This window comes from Pseudomonas sputi (assembly GCF_021603585.1).
In the GTDB taxonomy this organism is placed as follows: Bacteria; Pseudomonadota; Gammaproteobacteria; order Pseudomonadales; family Pseudomonadaceae; genus Aquipseudomonas; species Aquipseudomonas sputi.
The window spans coordinates 367718-387370 of sequence record NZ_BQHI01000003.1 but is presented as its reverse complement, the minus strand read 5'-3'; the positions used below and the strand labels follow the sequence as shown (position 1 = coordinate 387370).

Annotated in this window: 24 protein-coding genes; 2 read left to right on the top strand and 22 right to left on the bottom strand. The window is 61.2% G+C overall.

What is annotated here, in order from left to right; genetic code table 11:
• Nucleotides 1-218 precede the first annotated feature (218 nt).
• Nucleotides 219-962, bottom strand: a complete 744-nt coding sequence (locus L6D81_RS06705; RefSeq protein ID WP_236178388.1) for a tRNA-uridine aminocarboxypropyltransferase — start codon at nucleotides 960-962, stop codon at nucleotides 219-221.
• Between the two features lie 189 nt (nucleotides 963-1151).
• Between L6D81_RS06705 and L6D81_RS06700 the strand changes: the two genes are divergently transcribed.
• Nucleotides 1152-1577, top strand: coding sequence for a PA3611 family quorum-sensing-regulated virulence factor (locus L6D81_RS06700; RefSeq protein WP_064593873.1), 426 nt, complete (start codon nucleotides 1152-1154; stop codon nucleotides 1575-1577).
• On the opposite strand, the gene L6D81_RS06695 is transcribed toward L6D81_RS06700, so the two are convergent.
• A complete protein-coding gene (locus L6D81_RS06695) occupies nucleotides 1578-1772 on the bottom strand; it encodes a hypothetical protein (protein WP_236178387.1) in 195 nt (64 codons plus the stop codon).
• A 352-nt stretch (nucleotides 1773-2124) separates the two neighbouring features.
• Here L6D81_RS06695 and L6D81_RS06690 point away from each other — a divergent pair, with 352 nt between their 5' ends.
• Complete coding sequence (locus L6D81_RS06690; RefSeq protein WP_236178386.1) at nucleotides 2125-3243, top strand: LOG family protein; 1119 nt, start codon at nucleotides 2125-2127, stop codon at nucleotides 3241-3243.
• A 63-nt stretch (nucleotides 3244-3306) separates the two neighbouring features.
• Here the strand turns inward: L6D81_RS06690 and recX are convergent, their stop codons facing one another.
• The 20 genes from recX to L6D81_RS06590 all read right to left on the bottom strand — a co-directional run bounded on the left by recX (nucleotide 3307) and on the right by L6D81_RS06590 (nucleotide 19578).
• Entirely contained in the window at nucleotides 3307-3777 is a 471-nt protein-coding gene (recX, locus tag L6D81_RS06685; protein WP_039771298.1) for a recombination regulator RecX, read from the bottom strand.
• Between the two features lie 8 nt (nucleotides 3778-3785).
• The gene (recA, locus tag L6D81_RS06680) at nucleotides 3786-4844 is read right to left on the bottom strand and encodes a recombinase RecA (RefSeq protein WP_003222269.1); all 1059 of its coding nucleotides are present in this window, start codon (nucleotides 4842-4844) and stop codon (nucleotides 3786-3788) included.
• A gap of 83 nt (nucleotides 4845-4927) precedes the next feature.
• Entirely contained in the window at nucleotides 4928-5428 is a 501-nt protein-coding gene (locus L6D81_RS06675) for a CinA family protein (protein WP_236178385.1), read from the bottom strand.
• Between the two features lie 68 nt (nucleotides 5429-5496).
• Entirely contained in the window at nucleotides 5497-6027 is a 531-nt protein-coding gene (locus L6D81_RS06670; protein WP_236178384.1) for a lysis system i-spanin subunit Rz, read from the bottom strand.
• Nucleotides 6009-6572, bottom strand: a complete 564-nt coding sequence (locus tag L6D81_RS06665; protein WP_236178383.1) for a glycoside hydrolase family 19 protein — start codon at nucleotides 6570-6572, stop codon at nucleotides 6009-6011. Before L6D81_RS06665 ends, L6D81_RS06670 begins: the two co-directional genes overlap by 19 nt.
• A 114-nt stretch (nucleotides 6573-6686) precedes the next feature.
• Nucleotides 6687-7133: a phage tail assembly chaperone gene (locus L6D81_RS06660; protein WP_236178382.1), complete on the bottom strand. Its 447-nt coding sequence runs from the start codon at nucleotides 7131-7133 to the stop codon at nucleotides 6687-6689.
• Nucleotides 7134-8033 carry a gp53-like domain-containing protein gene (locus L6D81_RS06655; protein ID WP_236178381.1) on the bottom strand — a complete coding sequence of 300 codons (900 nt, stop codon included), beginning with the start codon at nucleotides 8031-8033 and terminating at the stop codon, nucleotides 7134-7136.
• A 22-nt stretch (nucleotides 8034-8055) separates the two neighbouring features.
• Nucleotides 8056-8622: a tail fiber assembly protein gene (locus L6D81_RS06650; protein ID WP_236178380.1), complete on the bottom strand. Its 567-nt coding sequence runs from the start codon at nucleotides 8620-8622 to the stop codon at nucleotides 8056-8058.
• Between the two features lie 9 nt (nucleotides 8623-8631).
• Nucleotides 8632-9723, bottom strand: coding sequence for a phage tail protein (locus tag L6D81_RS06645; RefSeq protein ID WP_236178379.1), 1092 nt, complete (start codon nucleotides 9721-9723; stop codon nucleotides 8632-8634).
• Between the two features lie 127 nt (nucleotides 9724-9850).
• Nucleotides 9851-10366 (bottom strand): phage tail protein, encoded by a 516-nt coding sequence (locus L6D81_RS06640; RefSeq protein ID WP_236178378.1) that lies wholly within the window; start codon nucleotides 10364-10366, stop codon nucleotides 9851-9853.
• The gene (locus L6D81_RS06635) at nucleotides 10363-11514 is read right to left on the bottom strand and encodes a phage tail protein (RefSeq protein ID WP_236178377.1); all 1152 of its coding nucleotides are present in this window, start codon (nucleotides 11512-11514) and stop codon (nucleotides 10363-10365) included. Before L6D81_RS06635 ends, L6D81_RS06640 begins: the two co-directional genes overlap by 4 nt.
• Nucleotides 11515-11626: 112 nt before the next feature.
• Nucleotides 11627-12028: a hypothetical protein gene (locus L6D81_RS06630; protein WP_236178376.1), complete on the bottom strand. Its 402-nt coding sequence runs from the start codon at nucleotides 12026-12028 to the stop codon at nucleotides 11627-11629.
• 2 nt (nucleotides 12029-12030) lie between these two features.
• Nucleotides 12031-12966: a P1/P2 acidic ribosomal protein gene (locus L6D81_RS06625; protein WP_236178375.1), complete on the bottom strand. Its 936-nt coding sequence runs from the start codon at nucleotides 12964-12966 to the stop codon at nucleotides 12031-12033.
• Nucleotides 12967-12980: 14 nt separating this feature from the next.
• Nucleotides 12981-13580 (bottom strand): YmfQ family protein, encoded by a 600-nt coding sequence (locus tag L6D81_RS06620; RefSeq protein ID WP_236178374.1) that lies wholly within the window; start codon nucleotides 13578-13580, stop codon nucleotides 12981-12983.
• Complete coding sequence (locus L6D81_RS06615; RefSeq protein WP_236178373.1) at nucleotides 13568-14611, bottom strand: baseplate J/gp47 family protein; 1044 nt, start codon at nucleotides 14609-14611, stop codon at nucleotides 13568-13570. Before L6D81_RS06615 ends, L6D81_RS06620 begins: the two co-directional genes overlap by 13 nt.
• Nucleotides 14601-14999, bottom strand: a complete 399-nt coding sequence (locus tag L6D81_RS06610) for a phage GP46 family protein (protein ID WP_236178372.1) — start codon at nucleotides 14997-14999, stop codon at nucleotides 14601-14603. The genes L6D81_RS06615 and L6D81_RS06610 overlap by 11 nt, the downstream gene beginning before the upstream one ends.
• Nucleotides 14999-15508 carry a phage baseplate assembly protein V gene (locus L6D81_RS06605; protein ID WP_236178371.1) on the bottom strand — a complete coding sequence of 170 codons (510 nt, stop codon included), beginning with the start codon at nucleotides 15506-15508 and terminating at the stop codon, nucleotides 14999-15001. Before L6D81_RS06605 ends, L6D81_RS06610 begins: the two co-directional genes overlap by 1 nt.
• A gap of 28 nt (nucleotides 15509-15536) precedes the next feature.
• A complete protein-coding gene (locus L6D81_RS06600; protein ID WP_236178370.1) occupies nucleotides 15537-16580 on the bottom strand; it encodes a phage baseplate assembly protein in 1044 nt (347 codons plus the stop codon).
• A gap of 3 nt (nucleotides 16581-16583) precedes the next feature.
• Nucleotides 16584-17819, bottom strand: a complete 1236-nt coding sequence (locus tag L6D81_RS06595; RefSeq protein ID WP_236178369.1) for a DNA circularization protein — start codon at nucleotides 17817-17819, stop codon at nucleotides 16584-16586.
• Complete coding sequence (locus tag L6D81_RS06590; RefSeq protein ID WP_236178368.1) at nucleotides 17806-19578, bottom strand: phage tail tape measure protein; 1773 nt, start codon at nucleotides 19576-19578, stop codon at nucleotides 17806-17808. The genes L6D81_RS06595 and L6D81_RS06590 overlap by 14 nt, the downstream gene beginning before the upstream one ends.
• Nucleotides 19579-19653 lie beyond the last annotated feature (75 nt).

Below are 19653 nucleotides of genomic sequence, written 5' to 3'. Positions count from 1 at the left end.
CAAATGATCCTGTTTTTGATGGCAGGCCCGCGCATGGGCCTTGCCAAAGCAAATCCAGATACCGCCCGGCAGCGGCATCCACAGGGGCACGTTCAACGCCAATCACAAACAAAAACGGCGTTTCAAACCTTGGCCGCACCCCAATCGGCGCCAAGCATGACCAGCCCGGCCGGGGTGGTCAAGCCGCACGGCCACTGCTTTAGCAGTATGGGCCAGGATCAGGCCGATACTGGCGTCGCGTTTCGGATATAGGGCAGCAATTCGGCATGAGCCGGCGTCGACACGTTGACGTCCAGTTGCTGCTTGGCCCCCAGGTAATGCTGGCTGAACACATCGAAATAGGCATCCAGCGCCGACGCCGCGTCCGAGTCGCCGGCCAGTTCCAGACACAGCGCCGCCACTTCGGCGGTGCACAGGTGCTCGCTGCGGGTCGAACGGCGCAGGCGATAGCGCGAGAGTTTGTCGGGCAACAGGCTCAGGATCGGCAAACGGTCGAAATACGGACTCTTGCGGAAAATCTTCCGGGCTTCGGTCCAGGTCGCGTCCAGCAGGATGAACAGCGGACGCTTGCGGCTATCAATATCCACGGTGTGGGTCACCCGCGAAGGTTCGACGTACTCGCCGGGGAACACCAGATAGGGCTGCCATTGCGGGTCGTTCAGCAGCGCCAGCAGTTGCTCGTCAGGCTCGGTCCGCGACCAGATGAAGGCATGGTTGTCGCGCACGATGTCGGCGATCAACCAGCCGGTATTGCTGGGCTTGAACACTTCCTTGCCGGTCATGATCAGGCAAACGCCCGAGCGCGCATCGACTGTTGGTCGCCAGGCGCACAGGCAATGGCTGATGATCACCCGGCAATCGCGGCAACGTGGGGAGCGAAAACCACGGGCCTGGATCGGTTTGATGCCTTCGTCCTCGCGCTGATCGCGCAGGCGGGCCACGGCGTTGGGGGCATGATTCATCGCAGGCGGCACCGGCAGACAGGGAAACTCGACACGAACGACACTCGGCAGGGCAATAAGGTGCGGCAGTTTACCAGAGCGACGGGCACAAGCCTGTACCCTCCCGACCGGCTCCCCTATAATTCGCCGCCACTGAACGCACAGTCACGTGGCTGGTCGAACCACCAGTCACTGAACCAGGAGAGTTTCATGCTGCGCCTTATCGTTCCCACCGCTGCCATTCTGCTGGCTTCGTCCTTCAGCGCTCAGGCTGCATCCCTGAGTGAGCAGAATCTGAACCGAGAGCTGCGCAATGTCGCCGCACAGAGCAGCGTCGGCACGCCACGGGCGATCAACGAAGACATTCTTGATCAGGGCTACACCGTCGAAGGCACCACGCTGGTCAACCACCTGAGCGTGCAAAAAAGCCACGCCGACAAAATGCGCGCCGATCCCAAAGCCGTGTATTTCCAGCTGGGCGCCTCGGTCTGCAACAACCCGTCGTACCGCAAGCTGATGGCCAAGGGGGCGATCATGCGCTACGACTTCACCGAAGTGAAAAGCAACAAGGCGATCGGCTCCGCCAGCTACCAGGAGTCGGATTGCCCGAAAGCGGCTCCAGCGAAGAAGAAGTAATCATCGTGACGTGGCGCGCCGCTGTTCATCCTCGGCGCGCAGTTCGGCCAGCAAGGCCTGCAAGTAACGCGAGCGGCGCTCCCCTCCCGCCAAGCGTCGGCAGCACTCCTCTTCGAGACTCACATGATTGGCCTCGGCTGATGCTTTCAACAATCGATACAGCTGCGTATCGAGTTCCAGAATGACTCTGGTCATGTGTCCTGCCTCCTTGCCACCCGCAAATCCTTGAATAGCGTGCACCTTGCGTACGGTCGTTGACGCAAAGTTGTCGTACGGCGCCTTTAACTTAGTAAATCAGAGCATTCAGCCCTCGACGCCGCATCGGACGAGCGGTGAAAACACTTCGCAAACCGACAATAAACAGTTGCCAGCAAAGACTTTGCGGCGCAATGCTCAATGAGCGAAAAATGCTTTGAGGGTCTAGATTCAAGGTATTCCCGTTCATTTTCCAACGGCAGGAAAGGAGCTGCCGGCTGTTTGTTTTCTTGCAGCGCGGCACTGACGCCGCACGTCAGGGCCGAAAGCTCTGTGCAGAAGGAGAAGTTGCATGCCTTACCAACCGAATGACCTGCTCAGCCGTCATTTTCAGGAAAGCGGCCACGACCTCATCAGCAAGGTCGAAGAACAACTCAACCTGGTGTCACCCGACAGCCCGAATTCCCCCATCTACCGCGACATGATCCTGACCGTGCTGCGCATGGCCCAGGAAGACCACAACCGCTGGAACGCCAAGATCACCCTGCAAGCCCTGCGAGAACTGGAAGAGGCCTTTCGTACACTTGAACAGTTCAAGGGACGACGCAAGGTCACGGTGTTCGGTTCGGCCCGCACACCGGTCGAACATCCCCTTTACGCCATGGCTCGGGAACTCGGGGCCTCGCTGGCCCGCTCGAACATGATGGTCATCACCGGTGCCGGCGGCGGAATCATGGCCGCCGCCCATGAAGGTGCCGGCCGCGATCACAGCCTGGGGTTCAACATCACCCTGCCCTTCGAACAACATGCCAATCCCACCGTGGACGGCACCAATAACCTGCTGCCGTTCCATTTCTTCTTCACCCGCAAGCTGTTCTTCGTCAAGGAAGCCGATGCGCTGGTGTTGTGCCCCGGCGGGTTTGGCACCCTGGACGAAGCACTGGAAGTGCTCACGCTGATCCAGACCGGCAAAAGTCCGTTGGTGCCGGTGGTTCTGCTGGACGCACCGGGCGGGACGTTCTGGCAAGGCGCGCTGGACTTCATCCGCCAGCAACTGGAGGAAAATCGCTACATACTGCCGACCGACCTGAAGCTGGTGCGCCTGGTCTACAACGTTGAAGAGGCGGTGGAGCAGATCAATCAGTTCTACGGCAACTTCCACTCCAGTCGCTGGCTCAAGCGCCAGTTTGTCATACGCATGAACCATAAACTGAGCGATCACGCCCTCGACCATATGCAGGAAGCGTTTGCCGATCTGTGCCTGAGCGACCAGTTCCATCAACACGCCTACAGCGGCGAAGAGCACGACGAGGCTCAATTCAGCCACCTCACTCGCTTGGCATTCGCGTTCAATGCCCGAAACCACGGGCGTCTGCGGGAACTGGTGGACTACATCAACCAGCCGGAAAACTGGGCCCACTCAAAACCCCAGACTGCGCAACGCACCCGCGAACCGTTGAAGGTAACGTGAAGGCCAAAAAAAACGGCCCGCTATCGAAATAGCGGGCCGTTTTTTTAATTGAAACTGAGCAAATTAATCGTCCATCCCTCTGCCGCTGAACAAGCGGTTGATCATCTCCATCGAGAATCCCCGGTAGGCCAGGAATCGACCTTGTCTGGCGCGTTCCTTGGCATCGCCGGGAAGCTGTCCGGAGAACTTTCGTTGCCACGTATCTGTTAGCTGCTCCTGCCAGTTGATTCCACTCTCGCGCAAGGCGAGTTCGATATCGGCGCGTTGCAAACCGCGTTGGCTCAGTTCTTCGCGAATCCGCAGTGGGCCGTAACCGGAGCGGGCGCGATAGGAAACAAAGCTTTCAAGATAACGGGCTTCGGAAAGCAGCCCTTCTTCCGTCAATCGGTCGAGGGCTGTTTCGATCATCTCGGGAGGAGCGCCACGCTGACGCAATTTGCGCGTCAGCTCGACTCGACCATGCTCGCGGCGTGCGAGCAGGTCCATGGCGGTTCGCCGCACCGCGACGAGGGTATCGAGTACGGCGGTTGTCATCGGTGCAATCAGATATCAGCGTCAGCCAGGTCGTCTTCGGTCTCTTTGACCGCAGAAGCCTTGGAGTCCGCAATCACGGCTGGCGACAGCAGTTTGTCACGCAGTTGCTTCTCGAGCTTGGCCGCCACTTCCGGGTTGTCCGCCAGGAACTTGGCCGAGTTGGCCTTGCCCTGACCGATCTTGGTGCCTTCGTAGGCATACCAGGCGCCGGACTTCTCGACGAAACCGTGCAGCACGCCCAAGTCGATCATCTCGCCGTTCAGGTAGATGCCCTTGCCGTAGAGAATCTGGAACTCGGCCTGACGGAACGGCGAAGCGACCTTGTTTTTCACGACCTTGACACGGGTTTCGCTACCGACCACTTCGTCGCCTTCCTTCACCGCGCCGGTACGGCGGATGTCGAGACGAACCGAGGCGTAGAACTTCAGCGCGTTACCACCGGTGGTGGTTTCAGGGCTACCGAACATCACGCCGATCTTCATGCGGATCTGGTTGATGAAGATGACCAGGCAGTTGGCGTTCTTGATGTTACCGGTGATCTTACGCAGCGCCTGGGACATCAGGCGGGCTTGCAGGCCCACGTGCATGTCACCCATTTCGCCTTCGATTTCAGCCTTCGGCACCAGGGCGGCCACGGAGTCGACGATGATCACGTCAACGGCGTTGGAGCGCACCAGCATGTCGGTGATTTCCAGGGCCTGTTCGCCGGTGTCCGGCTGGGAAACCAGCAGGTCGTCGACGTTGACGCCCAGTTTGCCGGCGTACTCAGGGTCGAGGGCGTGTTCCGCGTCGACGAAGGCGCAGGTCGCGCCGGCTTTTTGAGCCTGGGCGATCACGGACAGCGTCAGCGTGGTTTTACCAGAAGATTCAGGACCATAGATTTCAACGATACGGCCTTTTGGCAGGCCGCCGATGCCGAGTGCGATGTCCAGACCCAGAGAGCCGGTGGAAATGGCCGGGATCGCCTGACGGTCCTGATCGCCCATACGCATTACGGCACCCTTGCCGAATTGACGTTCGATCTGACCCAGGGCCGCAGCCAAGGCTTTCTTCTTGTTGTCGTCCATTAAAGTCCTCACGTAATCAATAAGGCCTGACGGCCAACACCTGTATAAGTAGCCAGTATTATTCCACAGCGTTCACGGATCGCCTACCCCTGATTTTCGATTTCTCGTGCCGCTAGTCGCAGCAAGCCCTCTAGCGCGGCCTTCACCGTTTGTCGGCGGACGTCGTCGCGGTTACCGGCGAAATGCTGAACCTCACTGGAAACCGCGTCGCCTACGCCCCAGGCCAGCCATACGGTGCCCACCGGTTTGTTCGGCGAACCGCCGTCCGGCCCGGCCACACCGCTGACCGCCACGGCGAAGCGCGCCAGGCTTTTCTCCTGGGCGCCGCGCACCATGGCCTCGACCACCTCGCGACTGACCGCCCCAACGGTGCCGAACAGCTCCGTCGGCACATTCAGCTGCTGGGTTTTCTGGCGATTGGAGTACGTCACGTAACCCGCTTCGAACCACGCCGAACTCCCCGGAATGCGCGTGATCGCCTCGGCAATCCCGCCACCGGTACAGGACTCGGCGGTGGTGACGTGGGCATTGAGCAATTGCAGACGTCGGCCAAGTTCGGCCGCCAGTTGAGTGATTTCTTTCACGGCGCGCTCCGGATCGGATGGAATGGGTACCACCGTACACGAGCCGGTTGCGCTTTCAATACACAGACTCATTCAAAATGTTCGGGCGCCAGCGCTCTGATATAGGCCTGACAGGCTTGCAAGGCAATCAGTCCGCGGTCGCCTTCGCCGGTGATGGCGACAATTCGTCGAGCATGCGCCGGGTCAAGTCGGGCGCGTACGGCTGCATGATCCACGCCGCCGGCGCCGGAGGCGGCGGGCACACCGCAGCCTTGGGCAACGTCGCCTGCGTCGATGAGGACTGACAGGCGCAGATCAGCAGTGGCAAGACGATCGCGCAAGCGATCCTGATCACGTTGGGCATCGTTCAGTGCTCGATAATGGGTTTGTTCGCTGGCCGCGAGCCGTTGCTCCAGGGCCTGGCGCTTGTCCTGCTCGGCCTGTTGCGCGGTGGCGGCCGTCAGGGTCAGTTGATTGAGGGATTCGGCGTGCAGCTGCGCCTGCTCGGCCAGTTGACGACCGTAGCGCCAGTCCTGGAACTGCCAGGCCAGCGCCGCCGAACCTGCGGCCAACAGCAAGAGGCCGATCAGCCGCCAGAGGCTCAGACCGAAGGCAGGCATAGCACCGCCCTCGCCCGCCCCCAGAGTTCCAGGCGATCCTGCAAGCCGTTCAACCCGCCGTTGATCCGTCGGGTGATGCTGTTGAACTCATCACGGTCAGCGAGATCATTCAGGCCGTTCTGTTCCCAGAACCATGCGGCGGATTCGGCCGCCCATTGCGGTTGTTCCAGCAACTCCGGCAACGCCAGCAGGCGCTCATCGCCAAACAGCCCGAGGCTGCACTGGCGATAATTGCTGCGCCCGGTGATCTGGATCAGCCCGCGCCCGCGATACTTCTGCCCGTCGCCATCGGCCTCGGGCGTGTTGCCCAATCGCAAGGCCAGCGTACCGGTGTCGTACTTGCTCAGGTATTGGTTGTTGCCCAGTTCACGCACGTACTGCAATTGTCCCGATTCGTGCCCGATCTGGGCGAGAAACGCGGCAATGCGTTTAGGCGTGTCGATGCGATGGCGCGCCATGGCTGTGTTGAGTGCAGAAACAAAAACGCCCGCTTGGGAGCGGGCGTTGGGCATGATGTCGATTAAGTTTTTTTCGGTTATTTGCATAATGCGTGATCCTCCCTGGATGTGCTGCGATTGAATCATGACTGGAGGCCAAGACCTGCCAGCCATTTCTTTCCGGAGTTTTCCGCGACAGCACCCTCGTGAATTAAAGCGGGCTCACAGTGCAGTTGCCAACCAGCGTGGCGCCACTGGACGATACTCGCTGAACGGGAAAAACGAAGCCTGCGGCCAGGCGCGCAACTCACGCCGATAGGTTTGCAGTTCGGCGTATTGTTCGGTGGTCAGAGTCGTGCCACCTCCATCTTCCAGTTCATCGCGATCACGAGCCACCAAGCCGTCGGTGGCGGCCAGTTGTGCCGTGCGCCAGCGGCGCTCTGCGTCAGCTGCCACTTCGGCGGAAAGCGGCGGTGGATCGACCAACACCGGATAACCGTTGTCCGCACGGACGCCGATCACTTTTGCAGAGACCGTCAGTTGTTGCAGCAGCGACTCCCAGTAGGCCTGGGGAATTTCGATGACGTCTTCGGGGATGTCCGAAAAGTTGATACCCGGTACATAAACGCCCCGAGTGCTGGCGCTGAACAGAATGTTGAACGGATTCATTCAATAGCCCTTTGCGTGATAGAGGACAGTCCAGTTAGACGCAACTCCCCCGTTGTAACTACGGATTTTAAGAGTGCAACCCTGTTTGCTCGGGGCTGGAGAGCCAGTGAGAATGACCATTGCCCCATCTCCGCCCGAATGAATTGCCACGATCGAGCTAAAAGCGTTGGGAAAGGAAATAGGGAACACAACTTTGATATCGCCGTTCGCATCCGAAACGGCCATGCCCCATTGATCGATATTGCCAGACGCATGCCGCTGGTAACCGCTACTGCCGCTGACTCCGCTCAATAGAGACGAGTACCGGTTACTCATTGTTCCGCCAATCAACCGCCATTGATTGTCGAGTTTGATGAACTCGGCGGAATCGCCAAGCCCGAGCCCGATGGGCCCGCCAGCGCCATTGGCGGCCTTGATAACATCGCTGCCGACCGTTTCAATGGTCAACACGCCGGTGCCGGCATTGATCACCTGAAGGGTGCTGCCGTGGGCAATGTTGCTCGTGGCCGGCAACGTCGTGGAAATCGCTGTCGCACTGGAAAAGCTGGCGACTCCACCGACATTGGCTGCGGACAGCGCAACACTTGCTGCATACGAAGCAAACCCCGAATACTGCAGTCCGCTGCGGGTCACGAACTCGGTGGTGGCAACCGACTGATCGCTGTCGAACTGCGGTGGGGTCACGAACAACTTGTTGCCACGTAATGCGGTCAGCAACTGATCGTTGGCGGACTCGGACGGTGTGAGCCCGGCGCTCTGGATGACCTTCAACAGTTCCTGCGTAACACCATTGCCCCAACTCGCCGGGATCAACGATCCCGGTTTGCCTGTAATCAGGTCCTCATCGACAAACCGGCCATTGACCAGACCGGCACTGGGGATACTGTTTGGATAGTCCATTACATTTCTCCTTGCTTGGAAATCAGATGTTCAACGTTGTACCGGGTACAACGGGCCAGGTGATTTCCTCAGGAAAGCCGGCCTGTTTTTCGATGCGGTTCAGCTCGACGCTGTAGAGCTTCCACTCGAGCAATTGCAGTTGCTCTTCGTGGCTGGCATCACCGATGTCCTCGGCGTATTGCAGGGGGGCGATGCGCAGGACGGCGTCGCGCAGAAGCGCGTCGCGCTGATTGAGAGCCTTGGTGGCGAGATCTGTCAGCTGTCGTTGCTCATTGAGCACCCATGCGTTGTCCTGCCAGACATGAAACTCGTCAGGGCAAGGTTCGGCGGTGAACTCATCCGTCAGCGCACCCAATTCACTCCAGGTCTGCTGGGCGCCGTTGTCCTTGCGGTAGACGATGCCACGCAGATCGATCAGTTCGCGAGGAACACCGTTGGCCATCGCCCACGTGCGTCCCTGCTCTGGCGCCGGCAACTCGTAAGCCAGTTGAACGGCATTGGCAGGCAATTGAACGCCGATGCCGGGCGTCACGAAAAACTCCACTGGCCCAACCAAAGCGCCAGCGTCATCGATCAGATAATTGAACATGGAAAAACCTCAGATGACTTTCATGCGGCCGGGATAGGCAACGTTGCGGGGACGGGACGAGTAGGAATACAGAAGCGTGTTGGCCGTATCCGTCTGATAAATGGTGCCGGCGGGGTAGATCGGCCCACCGTTGGAAGGTGTGGAATAGGTCTTCGTTTCGTGAGTCTGCGCGCCGACCGCAGCCAGGCTGTCAGACCAGCGCGAGCCGATGGCTCCGGCACCCTGCGCGCCCATGGCATACGAATGCACTGTACCCGCCTGATTGGTACCCATGATTCGGCCCGAGTCGACGTTGCGACCTTCGTCCAGCACGCGCAGGAATTCACCACGCAACTCAGGGCCTCGAAACGTCAGGGCACCGTCACCCGGTGTCCAGTTGCCCTCGTTGCCCACGCGGGTGGCTTCGGTATTGAGCATTCCGGAGCGCTGAGCGTGATCCCACAGCCACGGCCATTCGGCACGATTCATCAGCGTGCCGTTCAGCGCGCCGTAGCCTCCGGGGCTGAGAACCATGGTGGTTTCAAAAAACGGCCGTCCCAGTGGTGTGTTGTCGAAGCGACCGACCGGCCACCAGTTCCCCGCCCCATCACTGCGCAAATGCCACCAGTCACCGCCGCCCATCAGCACCAGAAACGGGTAACCACTCGCAGACAAATGCGTGTGAAAGCGGATCCGGTCGGTTCCGGATGCCTGCACCACCATTCGATTGCCGCTGTTGTCGACACGACGAACAATCACGTCGCGCACACCCAGTCCGACATTGGCGCCGGGCAAGGTGATCGTCGTGGCACCTGGGCTGCCATCGATCAATACCAAGCCCAGCTCCTGATCGCTCAGAGCCTTCGAAGCGGCAAGCCGCGTCACCACCGAACGCATCGGACTGGCTGCACCGATGATCGATTGAATCGCCTTGAACAACTGACCGGTATCCGCCTCTGCAGCCGTCATGCCGGCCCCCGTGATCACGTTCAGGATTTCCTGGGTCACGCTGTTGCCCCACACCGCCGGTATCAACGACCCGGGCGTTCCCGCCACCGGGTTTTCATCGACGAACCGGCCATCGACCAGGCCGACGCTGGGGACGCTTTTTGGATAGTCCATGGGTGTTCGTTCCTCTGTTATGACAAATGAAACGCAGCAGCGCGCAAGCTTTTGCGACAGCACCTACGTTTCTGTTGCGGAAAATAAAAAGCCCACAATGAAGTGGGCTTGGGTGATGCGATTGCGCTTACGAGGCCGGGGTGGCGGTCAGTTCACGAATGGCCTCTAACGCCTCATCGGCAGCAGTGCGGGCCTGATCCATCTGGTTCTTGCTCGCGAACGCGCGGATCCGGGTCTTGGCCTTCAGGCGCAAGGTGCGCAGGCTCAGCAGGCTGTCGCTGAGCTGGGCGGCCTTGTCCAGAATCTGCTCGGCGGACTGCCTGGCACTGCGCCCTCTTGCGACCCAGGCTGCGACGGACAGAGGCACATCGTTTCTCGGGTAGCCCGCGTCCTGAAAGGACTGCGCGTCGACAGCCGCCTGAGCGTACTCCAGCGCCTTGAGCGGATCGCCGGCCAGCACCGCACGGGCGCTGTCGGCGGCTGCATCGACCCGCACGCAAAGCCGTTCGGCTTCCTGCTGATCCAGTTGCCCAGCCCGCACGCTGTCCGGCACCCAGGCTTTGCCGTCCCAGACATGGGCGGCGGACGGCTGAAGCGGACGCAATCCTTCTTCGAATTGATGCAGTTCCTGAATGATATTCATCGGATCAACTCCCATGAAAAATTGACGTTGACCGCCGAGCTGAAATTGATGGCGACCCCGTTGGAATAGTCGCCGGGAGACAGGTTTTTCAGGCCCATGCTGAACAGCAGTTCATCGCTGGAAGCATTACTGGCGCCCAACGTGTGCTCGGCCTGATAGACCTGCCAGAGAGAGCGTAATTGGTTGTGGTCGAAGCTGGCGGTCAGGGTCGATACCGTTGTGTCGTTGAGCACGTTGCTGGTGAAGATGCACGCCGTCGCACCGGCAGTAGACCAACCATCCCAATTGCCCGAAGTCCCCACGGTCGGATTCAGGTAACAGTAGTTACCGCCAAGCCAACCGCCCGGTGCAAAGGACACACCGGTAATGCCAGTCGGATGCGGTGTCGGGTTGCCCACCACCAGCCGCGCCGCCCGGGCGTGGGGATCGAGCGGCAGATAGACCACACCATTGCCGTTGACCGTCTGGCTCCACGTCAAATGTTTGCGGTTGTACATCGGTCTCACGATCGGAACCGATCCAGGTCCTGCGGTCACTACCCATGCCAGGCACATATCCAGCGGCGTGGATTGAAAACCACCCCCTGCTGCACTGTTGACGGTGCCCTTCAATCCTTCAGGTGCCGGGTCATAGATGGTTCCGCGCTGCATGTAGAACGTCAGTTCCCCGCCAATGACCTGCGCCCTCAGGAAGTAGCCTGTGGTCGGCAACAGATCCGCACTGCTCCAGGCCTGGGTGGTGAACGTGCGAGACCTGCCAAGTTGCCCCGCAACCACCTCCTGGCCAATGCTCACAAACACGCCCGCGGGAATCGACACACGTCCGCCGCTGGTCAACACCGCCGTTGACGTGATCGGCAGGCGCCCGTCAGGCGTCGCGACGGTCGGCAACGGCAATGAGCCGACCGGCAATGCTGAATCCAGACTCCAGCCCTTGGCCGAAACGCTCTGAATCGCTTGCAGCAGTTGATCGTATTTCTTTTCGTCCGGGGTCAGATCCCCGGCCTTGATGACGTTGAGTATTTCTTGCGTGACACCGTTGCCCCAGTCGGCCGGGATCAGCGATCCCGGCGTCCCGGTCAGCGGGTTTTCATCAACAAATTTCCCATTCACCAGTCCGGCGCTGGGGACACTCTTTGGATAGTCCACTGTTCAATTCCTGTAGGTATTTGCTGTGGCTCCAGCGATCGGCGGTCAGCTGGCGCACCGATGAAAAGTGCCCGCACAGGGCGGGCGTCGGGCCAGAGGTGCGAGCGCTTGTTCACTGTGCCCGAAGGGGCAACCGTGCCAGCCACTTCGGCGGTGCGGGGCGCGACGGGTTATCCGGCGAGTCGCTGGAGGCCGGCCAGTTGCGCAGCGCCTGACGCCAGGCCTGCAATTTCGAGAACTGTTTGTTGCTCAGGGTCGGTTGCGCCCCGACGTCCAGTTCGTCGCGATGACGGGTCACCAGCCAGTCAGTGGCCGTGAGTTCACCCATGCGCCATTGACGCTCTGCCTCGATTTGCGCATCCGGCGAAACATCGACCTGCGGCGGCGGGCTGAAGCGCTCGTCGTCGAACAGCCAGCCTGTGGCGACCGAGAGGCCGACCGGCACCGGAACGCCGCAGTCGACATCCCCCGTCATCAGAGCCGTCACCACTCCATTTTCGATAATGGCCTTCATCCTCATACCTCCCATCTGACGCGAGCGTTGATCCGACCTGCAGAGCTCAGGTTCTGTGACCACGCTGTAATCGCCACACGCGCTGTGTAACGGTCAGTGAAGCCCCCTTCGGGCATGATCTGGACACCCCCGAAGTTGACCCCGATTTCCTCACTGATCACGCCATAGTCGGTTTTGACGTTGTCATCAAAATCGCTGATCCCGGCCATGTACGTACGAGGTCTGCGCGCCCAGTTCAATGGAACCGAGTAATTGCCATTGGCACCGGACCAGACACCGATCGCCTCCAGTCGGGCCTTGTTCGCCAGCAGCGTGAGCTTGGGTAAAGTCCCGGCACCTGCGGTCACCACTCTGGCGACCAGCATGTCGATGCAGGTGGAGTCGAAACCACCGCCACTGCTCCCGGTTCCCGCCTTCATCCCTGCCGGGATCACATCGGTGTCGAGACCTTTTTGCATGTAACAGACCAGTGCCCCGTTACGGACCTGCATCCGCAGAAAATAGGTGCTGTTGATCTCCAGACCGGGGGAGGTCCATGCGGTGGTCAACAACGTACGCGAGCGGGCCGTCATGCCGGCGGCAACTTCTTCGCCGAAGCAGACCAGCACACCGCCCGGCACCGACACGGTACCGCCAGCGAAAGCGCTCGCAGCGCTGACCGAAATGCGCCCGTCAGCGGTGGCCACTGTTGGAAATGCCAATGCGGCGAAGGGCATCGCGTCCTCAGCCAAAACATTCTTCAGTGCCTTGAGCAACTGATCCGACTCACTTTCGGAGGGGACCATCCCCGCCGCACGGATCACGTTCAGCAGCTCTTCCGTTACACCGTTACCCCAGGTCGCGGGAATCAACGAACCCGGGGTTCCAGTCAGCGGGTTTTCATCGGCAAACCGTCCATCCACCAGCCCGGAGCTGGGCATGCTTTTCGGATAATCCATCCCGTCACTCCTTCCTAGTCATAGTTGATATGCACCTTGGTATGCGCCGGCGCCGCCCGATGAATCAGGCATTCGAGCGCCGAGCCCGGATTCACGCCAAAGCGCTCGCCCCAGTAGCTCGCGCCATACCGCCGGCCGAGCAACAGCCGCCCACCGGTGTTGAGCGTCCACATGAACTGCGCTTCCCAGGTGCCCCAGTGCGCCGCGCCGAAACGCGAGCGGCCCATGCGCGGGGCTTCGAGTTCGGTGATGGTGGCGTTGGGGTAACCCTGGCTTTTGGCGATGTCCAGGTAGTAGCCGACGGCCTGGCTGCCAACTGCGAGCAAGCGCCGGCGCACAGCGAGTCGACGGTCGTCGAACAGCGGCGTGGCGCCGAGGCACGGGTCGGGCAGATTCATCACCTGTTCCCAGTCCGGCACCAGTTCGCTGACGCCGGCCGGGTCCATTTCGTTGAGCAGGTCGGCGGCGCGGGCGTCGAGGCGCGCCAGTTCGACGGCGACGCCTTGCAGCACTTCCTCGAGTTCCGGCACGCGCTCCGGATCCCACGCAGGTCCCGAAGGCAACAAAGCGCGCAGTTGCGCCTGGTATTGCGCGGCGGTTCTTATGGAAGCCATACGCAACCCCCGAAGGTGAGCAGTTCGCTGTCACCCGCGGGCACATTCGCCACCGGGGCTGACAGGACGTGATCGGTCTCGCCCGCCGCGCTGCTGATCGCTTCGCGGATATGGCTGATCAACAGATCCTCGCCCAGATCGGCTTCACGATTGTGCAAGTCGCGCAGCTGGGTTTCGACGGCGGCGCGCACGGCGGTGGTGTCGGGGGTCAGCTTCAGCTGATAGGTCACCGGTTTCTGTACAGGCGGGCGTACATGCACTTCGGCGGTCACCGGGCGCAACGGCTCGATGTAGGCCTGCACTTCGGCCAGTTGAGCGGCATTCGGCACCGGTTGCGGGTCGTCGTCGCGCATGATGTACACGCCGACGGTGCCCGGCCCGAGGAAGCCGCCACGGCACCAGGCCCGCGTCACGCCCGGCACTTCCAGCGCCCAGGTTTCATAGTCGCTGGCCGAACCGCCGTGGGGGATGACGCGATAGGAACGGATCACCCGCGAGCGCAGCGACTCCAGGCTTTCCCGCGCCACGCCACCGTTGAGTCCCGGCGCCAGCACCACAAAACTGTTGCCGACCACGCCGGCGATCGGCTGCACCGGCGTCAGCGCCAGCCCGGCCTCGGCATTACCCAGGCTGCCGGCCTCCAGCGCGGCGATGCTGGTGCTGTTGACGCCATTGACGGTGGTGCGGGTGGCGGTGACTTTGAAGGTGCGACCGTCACTCGATTGCAGCAACGTATCGGCATCGAGCACCGCACCCGCCGTGGCGTTGAAGCTGACCGTGCCGGTGGCGACCTGCGCCGGTTTGCGCGGCTGGTTCAGGCGCAGTGCGGCGATGCGTTCCAGGGTCGATTCATCGGCGGTGTCGGGCAGGATCTGCTCGGCAATCCAGTCGAGGTAGCCGTACAGACCGTAAGCGGCGCCGCCGAGTGTGCGGGCCAGCACTTGCGCATCGGACTGGCGCAGCGAATCGCCGGCCAGGTCGCTTTGGGTGCGCTTGATCAGCACCGGCAGCGAAGGGGTTTCAAACGGCATAGATCACCTGCCAACTGTTTTCGGGGTTGATGTCCAGGCGTTCGCCGTCGGCCAGGGTCAGGACCGTGCGCAGGTTCAGGCGCTGGGCGTCGAGGCGTTCGCTGATGATGTCGATGGCGCTGCAGTGGCCGTCGTCGATCAGCCATTGCAAGGCTTCGCGGGCATAGAACTCGGCGTCCATCTGGGTCTGGCGGGTCAGCTTGACCCGGCGCAACAGCCACAATCGCGAGCCGATGCGGTCGTCGGCCACGGTCGGAAAGGTGTCACCCCACCAACCGAAACGCTCCTCGTCGTCGAGGGCATCGTCGTCGGCCGCTCGGCGCCAGGTGAACAGGCTGATCAACACCGCACGGGTGAGCGCAGCGTGGAGGTTCTGACTGAACAGCATCACTGACCTCCCGCCGGCACGCCGGTCTGAGCATTGCCGGCCTGCACGCCAACGTGCACGTGCTTGATCTGACTGATGCCACCGGCCAGCTGATCGCCGGTGGAGACGATCTTGCCGGTCTGGTTGATCACCGGCGTGTCGAAGTTCACCGCGGTGCTGGCGCGAATGTTGAGCGTGGCGGTTTCGATGTCGATGATCCGGCCGCGCTTGAAGTGGATTTTGTCGCCCTCGTCGGTGTAGATCGCCACCTCGCCGGCCGCCAGCGATTGCAGGCGGTAACGGCGGTCGGCGACCACCAGGGCGATGGCATGGGAACGGTCGCCGCCGAGAAACGTGACGACGCCTTCGGCACCGGCCAGCGGGTGGCTGGTGAAGCCGTAGGGTTCGAAGTGCTCCATGTCGTCGTTCACTTCACCGGCGGTGAGGCGCATTTGCAGCGATTGCAGCTTGGAGGCCGAACTGGCGAGCACGACAGTGCCGCGCGCCAGCAGGCGTGTCAGTAGGCTCATAGGGTTTCCTTGAAGGGCGGTGTCGGGCTCAGGTTTTTTTCGCCGGCAATGGGTTGGCGTCGAAGGTATGCGGCGGCGCCACTTGCAGGGTGGTCACCGAGCCTTGCGCCGACAGCGAGTACGTCACCTTGGAAATCAGCATGTCTTCATCGAAGCCGAGCACCGGATCCTTGACCCGCACCAACGTGTTGTGACGCCACAGATCGCCGTTGGACTGACGCCAGCCCTGCACCTGATACGTGGTGGTCAGCGCCCGGCCCATGCGCGTGGCGCTTTCCCACTGGGCCCGTTGCTGGGCCAGTTCGAACGTCAGTTGCGAGCCTTCATTGATGATCGTGGTGCGCCGGCGTTTGAAGCTCAGGTCGGTCGCCGTCGATTCCACTTCGCTGGCTGCCGCCCCGCTCTTCTTGTCGTTGCCCTTTTGCTGGCCGATCACCTTGTATTCGGAGAACACCTGGCTGTAATCCATCGGCGCATTGGCCGAGAGAATGTTCTTGCCCAGCTCCAGCGCATCGCTGGCGCGGCCGCCGCTGCCCGGTTTGGCCAGCACCAGCCGGCCTTCAGCGTCATCGGTGGAAAACACCCGGTACAGCGAGAGCAAACGGTCGATCGACTGAAACACCGTTTCACCCGGGACGATGGTGTGTTTGCTCAAGCGTGCAGTCTCGGGAATCTCGTTGACCACAAACTGCGAGTACTCCCCGGCCAGGGCCTGGACGATGTTCAACAGCGACTGTTCCTGCCATTGGCCGGGGATGTTTCGCGCCGCACAATCGACCAGATCCTGGGTCCTGGAACTGCCTTCGATGCTCAGGCTGATCTGCCGCCCGTCATAGCTGATCGGGGCCTTGAACACATAACCGGTGAGCACCAGATCCTTGCCGATCCGCACCTCGCACGGGTCGCCGGCCTTGATCCGCTGATCCACGGTCTGCCCCGGCCATTGCCAGGTGATATCGAGTTTGAAGGTGCGGAACTGACGCTCCAGGTCCGCGGTGATCTGCACGCTTTTCCAGCCGCCGTATTCCATGTTGTTGACGGTCAGCGTGACGCGGTTGTCAGTCTCGTTCATGGCTCACTCCCCGGAGACTTTCACTTCGTTGGGTGAATACCCCGGATGAGACAGCCCGTTGCGCTGAATGACCTCGGTCACACGGGTGGCATCGCCAAACTGCTTGTAAGCCACGACCACCGCCGGAAAGGTTTCCTGGAAGGTTTTGCTGACCAGCCGCACACCGGACGAAGCCACAGCCTTGAGGTGCGCGATCAGCGCTTCCTTCACATCGGCGATGGCCTGGTAGTGCGCGGGATCGGCCTTGTCCTGAGCCATTTGCAGCACTTCGTTCAACGCTTTTTGCAGCGTTTGCAGATCATCCGTGACCGGCACTTCCTGACGACTGACCGGCTGCTTCGATTGCTGATCCAGCGAAGGTGTCGAGTTCAATTTCACCGGTTTCGACGCCACTGGCATCGAAGCCACCCATTGCGCCACTTTGACGATCAGCGTGTCCTGCACCAGATTGGCCAGAGCCTGCGCCGCAGCCGTGGTGTCCTTGCCGGTGGTGATTTTCGGTGCATCGGCCTTGCGGATGGCTTCGAGTTGTTGGGACACGTCGGCAATCACGCCACGGTAGCCCTCCTTCGCGAACGCCTTCAGCTCTTTGATATCGCCGAGCAAGCCCTTGAACTCCGCTGCCACTTCCTTGGGCAGTTCCTTCACGGCCCTGACCAGCTCGGTGATTTGCTTGTACTGCGCGATCAGCGGTTTGAGCTGTTCCTTGATCACGTCGTACACGCCGGTGAGGCTGTTGCGCAGATTGGCGATGCCGATCCGCGCCGCCTTGATCAGGGTCATCGCCTGTTCGAAGCGCGCCACCGCCGAGCCGAGCAAACCGTCGGCCTTGGCCAGCAGCACTTTCTGCGTGCTGACCGTCGCCGTCGGAAACGGCAGCGGCCGGTCGGGGTAGAACTTCAGGGTGAACGTCACCATCCCGCCGTCCTGGCGGGTATGGGTCATGTCGCACTCGCCGACCTTGACCTGCAAGCGGCCCAGCCACGGATGCACCAGTTCACCGCTGCCCTGCTCCAGGGCCTGGAGCAGCTTGTCGCGCTGCGCCAGGCAATCGGCACCGATGATGAACGCCGTCAGATCGTGGGTCTTGGCCTGCTGACCAAGGTCCTCGAAAAACGGCAGGTCGCGTTGCGGATACTCGTGCAACTGCCCCTTGCGACCGACCGGGGTTTTCGCCTGGTCGATCCAGAAACCGACACCGCGAAAGGATGCCGGCAACAAACGGTCACGCCAGTTCATTGGAACCTCCCATGGACAGCGAGCGATAGCCGATGCGCGAACTGAGCGCCAGCCCCGGTTGATTGGTTTGCGGTTGATCGGTGCGTAGCCCCGCCGGCGCGTTTTCGAAGCGCACCGTCAGGCCGCCTTCGAGTTGCGTGCGGTTGTTGGCGGCGCTTTGCTGGATCAGGGCGCCGGAGGATTGCGGCAACGAACCGCCCTGCAACGCACTGCCGCCCTCGGGTTTCACACCGGCACCGAAGAAGGCCGGCGCCAGTTCGCCCTTGCCTTCGGCATTGGTCTGGCGTTGGGCTTCGGTCAGGGTTTCAACCTTGCCGGTGACCTTGGCGATCAGCCCGGCGAAGCCACCGTCGAACAGTTCCTTGATCGGTGCGATGACGGTTTGCAGCTTTTGCCACAGCTCGCCGAACCATTCGGTGATCGGTCCCCAGTTCTTGATGATCTGCCCCAACGGGGTCCATTCGAACATGTTGTGCAAGAACTCCAGCACCGGCGCGGCCAATGCCTGCACCACGCCCCACAGCGCCGAAAACACTTCGCTGATCGGCTGCCAGTACTGCGCGATCTGCTCCAGCGGCGACCATTCGAACAGGCTCTGGAAGAAGCTTTTGACCTGCTGTGCCGAGGCTTGCAGCGTGGCCCAGATCGGTTCGAAGAACGTCACGATGGCGCCCCAGTTGTTGATGATCATCCCCAGCGGGGAATAGTCGAACAGGGTGCCGAAGAAGTCCTTGATGGCTTGCGCCGCCGGTTGCAACGCTGCCCAGATCGAGGCGAAGAAACCGGTGATCGCGCCCCAGTTGCTGATGATCATGCCCAGTGGCGTCCAGTCGAACAGACCTTTGAGGAACGCCATCACCGGCACACTCAAGGCCTTGAGCAGTTCCCAGATCGCCGAAAACAGACCGGTCAACGGCCCCCAGTTGTCCAGGATCATGCCGGCGGGCGACCACGAGAAAACCGACTTGAAAAAGTCGATCACCGGCGCGGTCACGGCCTTGACCTTGTCCCAGATGCCCGAGAAGAAACCCGTGACCGGTTCCCACAGCGCCGCCAGTGCCTCCAGCGGCCGCCAGTCGAGCACCGAGCGCAACGTCGCCATTGCACTGGCCCCGGCGTTTTTCACGCCCTCCCACAATCCTGTGAAGAACGCGGAAATCGGTGTCCAGTTGGCCACGATCAGACCGGCCGCCACCGCAATGCCCATGGCAATCAACATGATCGGATTGGTCTTGAGCACCATGCTCATGACGTCCATCACCTGGGTCATACCGGTGACGGCGGTTTGCATGGCGGAGAAGGCAATCGCCCCGGCCGCCAGGCCTTCGACCAGTTTCGGGTTGTCGGCCAGCAGGCTGCCGACCTGGGTCAGCATCGGCTCCAGCCCGACCACCAGCGCACCCACGGCAGGTACGAGTGCAGCATCCACCGCCGCGGAAACCTTTTCCATTGATGCGCTGAACACGTTCATGTTCTGCGCCGCGGCCCTGGGCGTGTCCGGCAGGTCGACGGTTTTCGCCGTCTCGCTGACGTCGGTCAACTTGCCCTGAAACGCCGCAGCCGATTTGATCCCGTCCACGAACGGCGTAATCACGCTGCCGCCCTTGAACAGACCGCTGATGTCCAGTTTACCGAGGCCGGTCTGTTCGAGGTTTTTCTTGAAGTCATCGACCTTCACTCGCAGGGCGCCGAGTTTGGGTGACAGTTCGTCGATGCCGGTCAGCAGCACCGACGCTTTAGCTTTGGTTTCTTCTGCCATCACTGCACCTGCTGCATCGCATTGATCCGTTGCGCGTGCTCCAGCGATTCGCGAAGCACATCCAGTGGCCTGGCC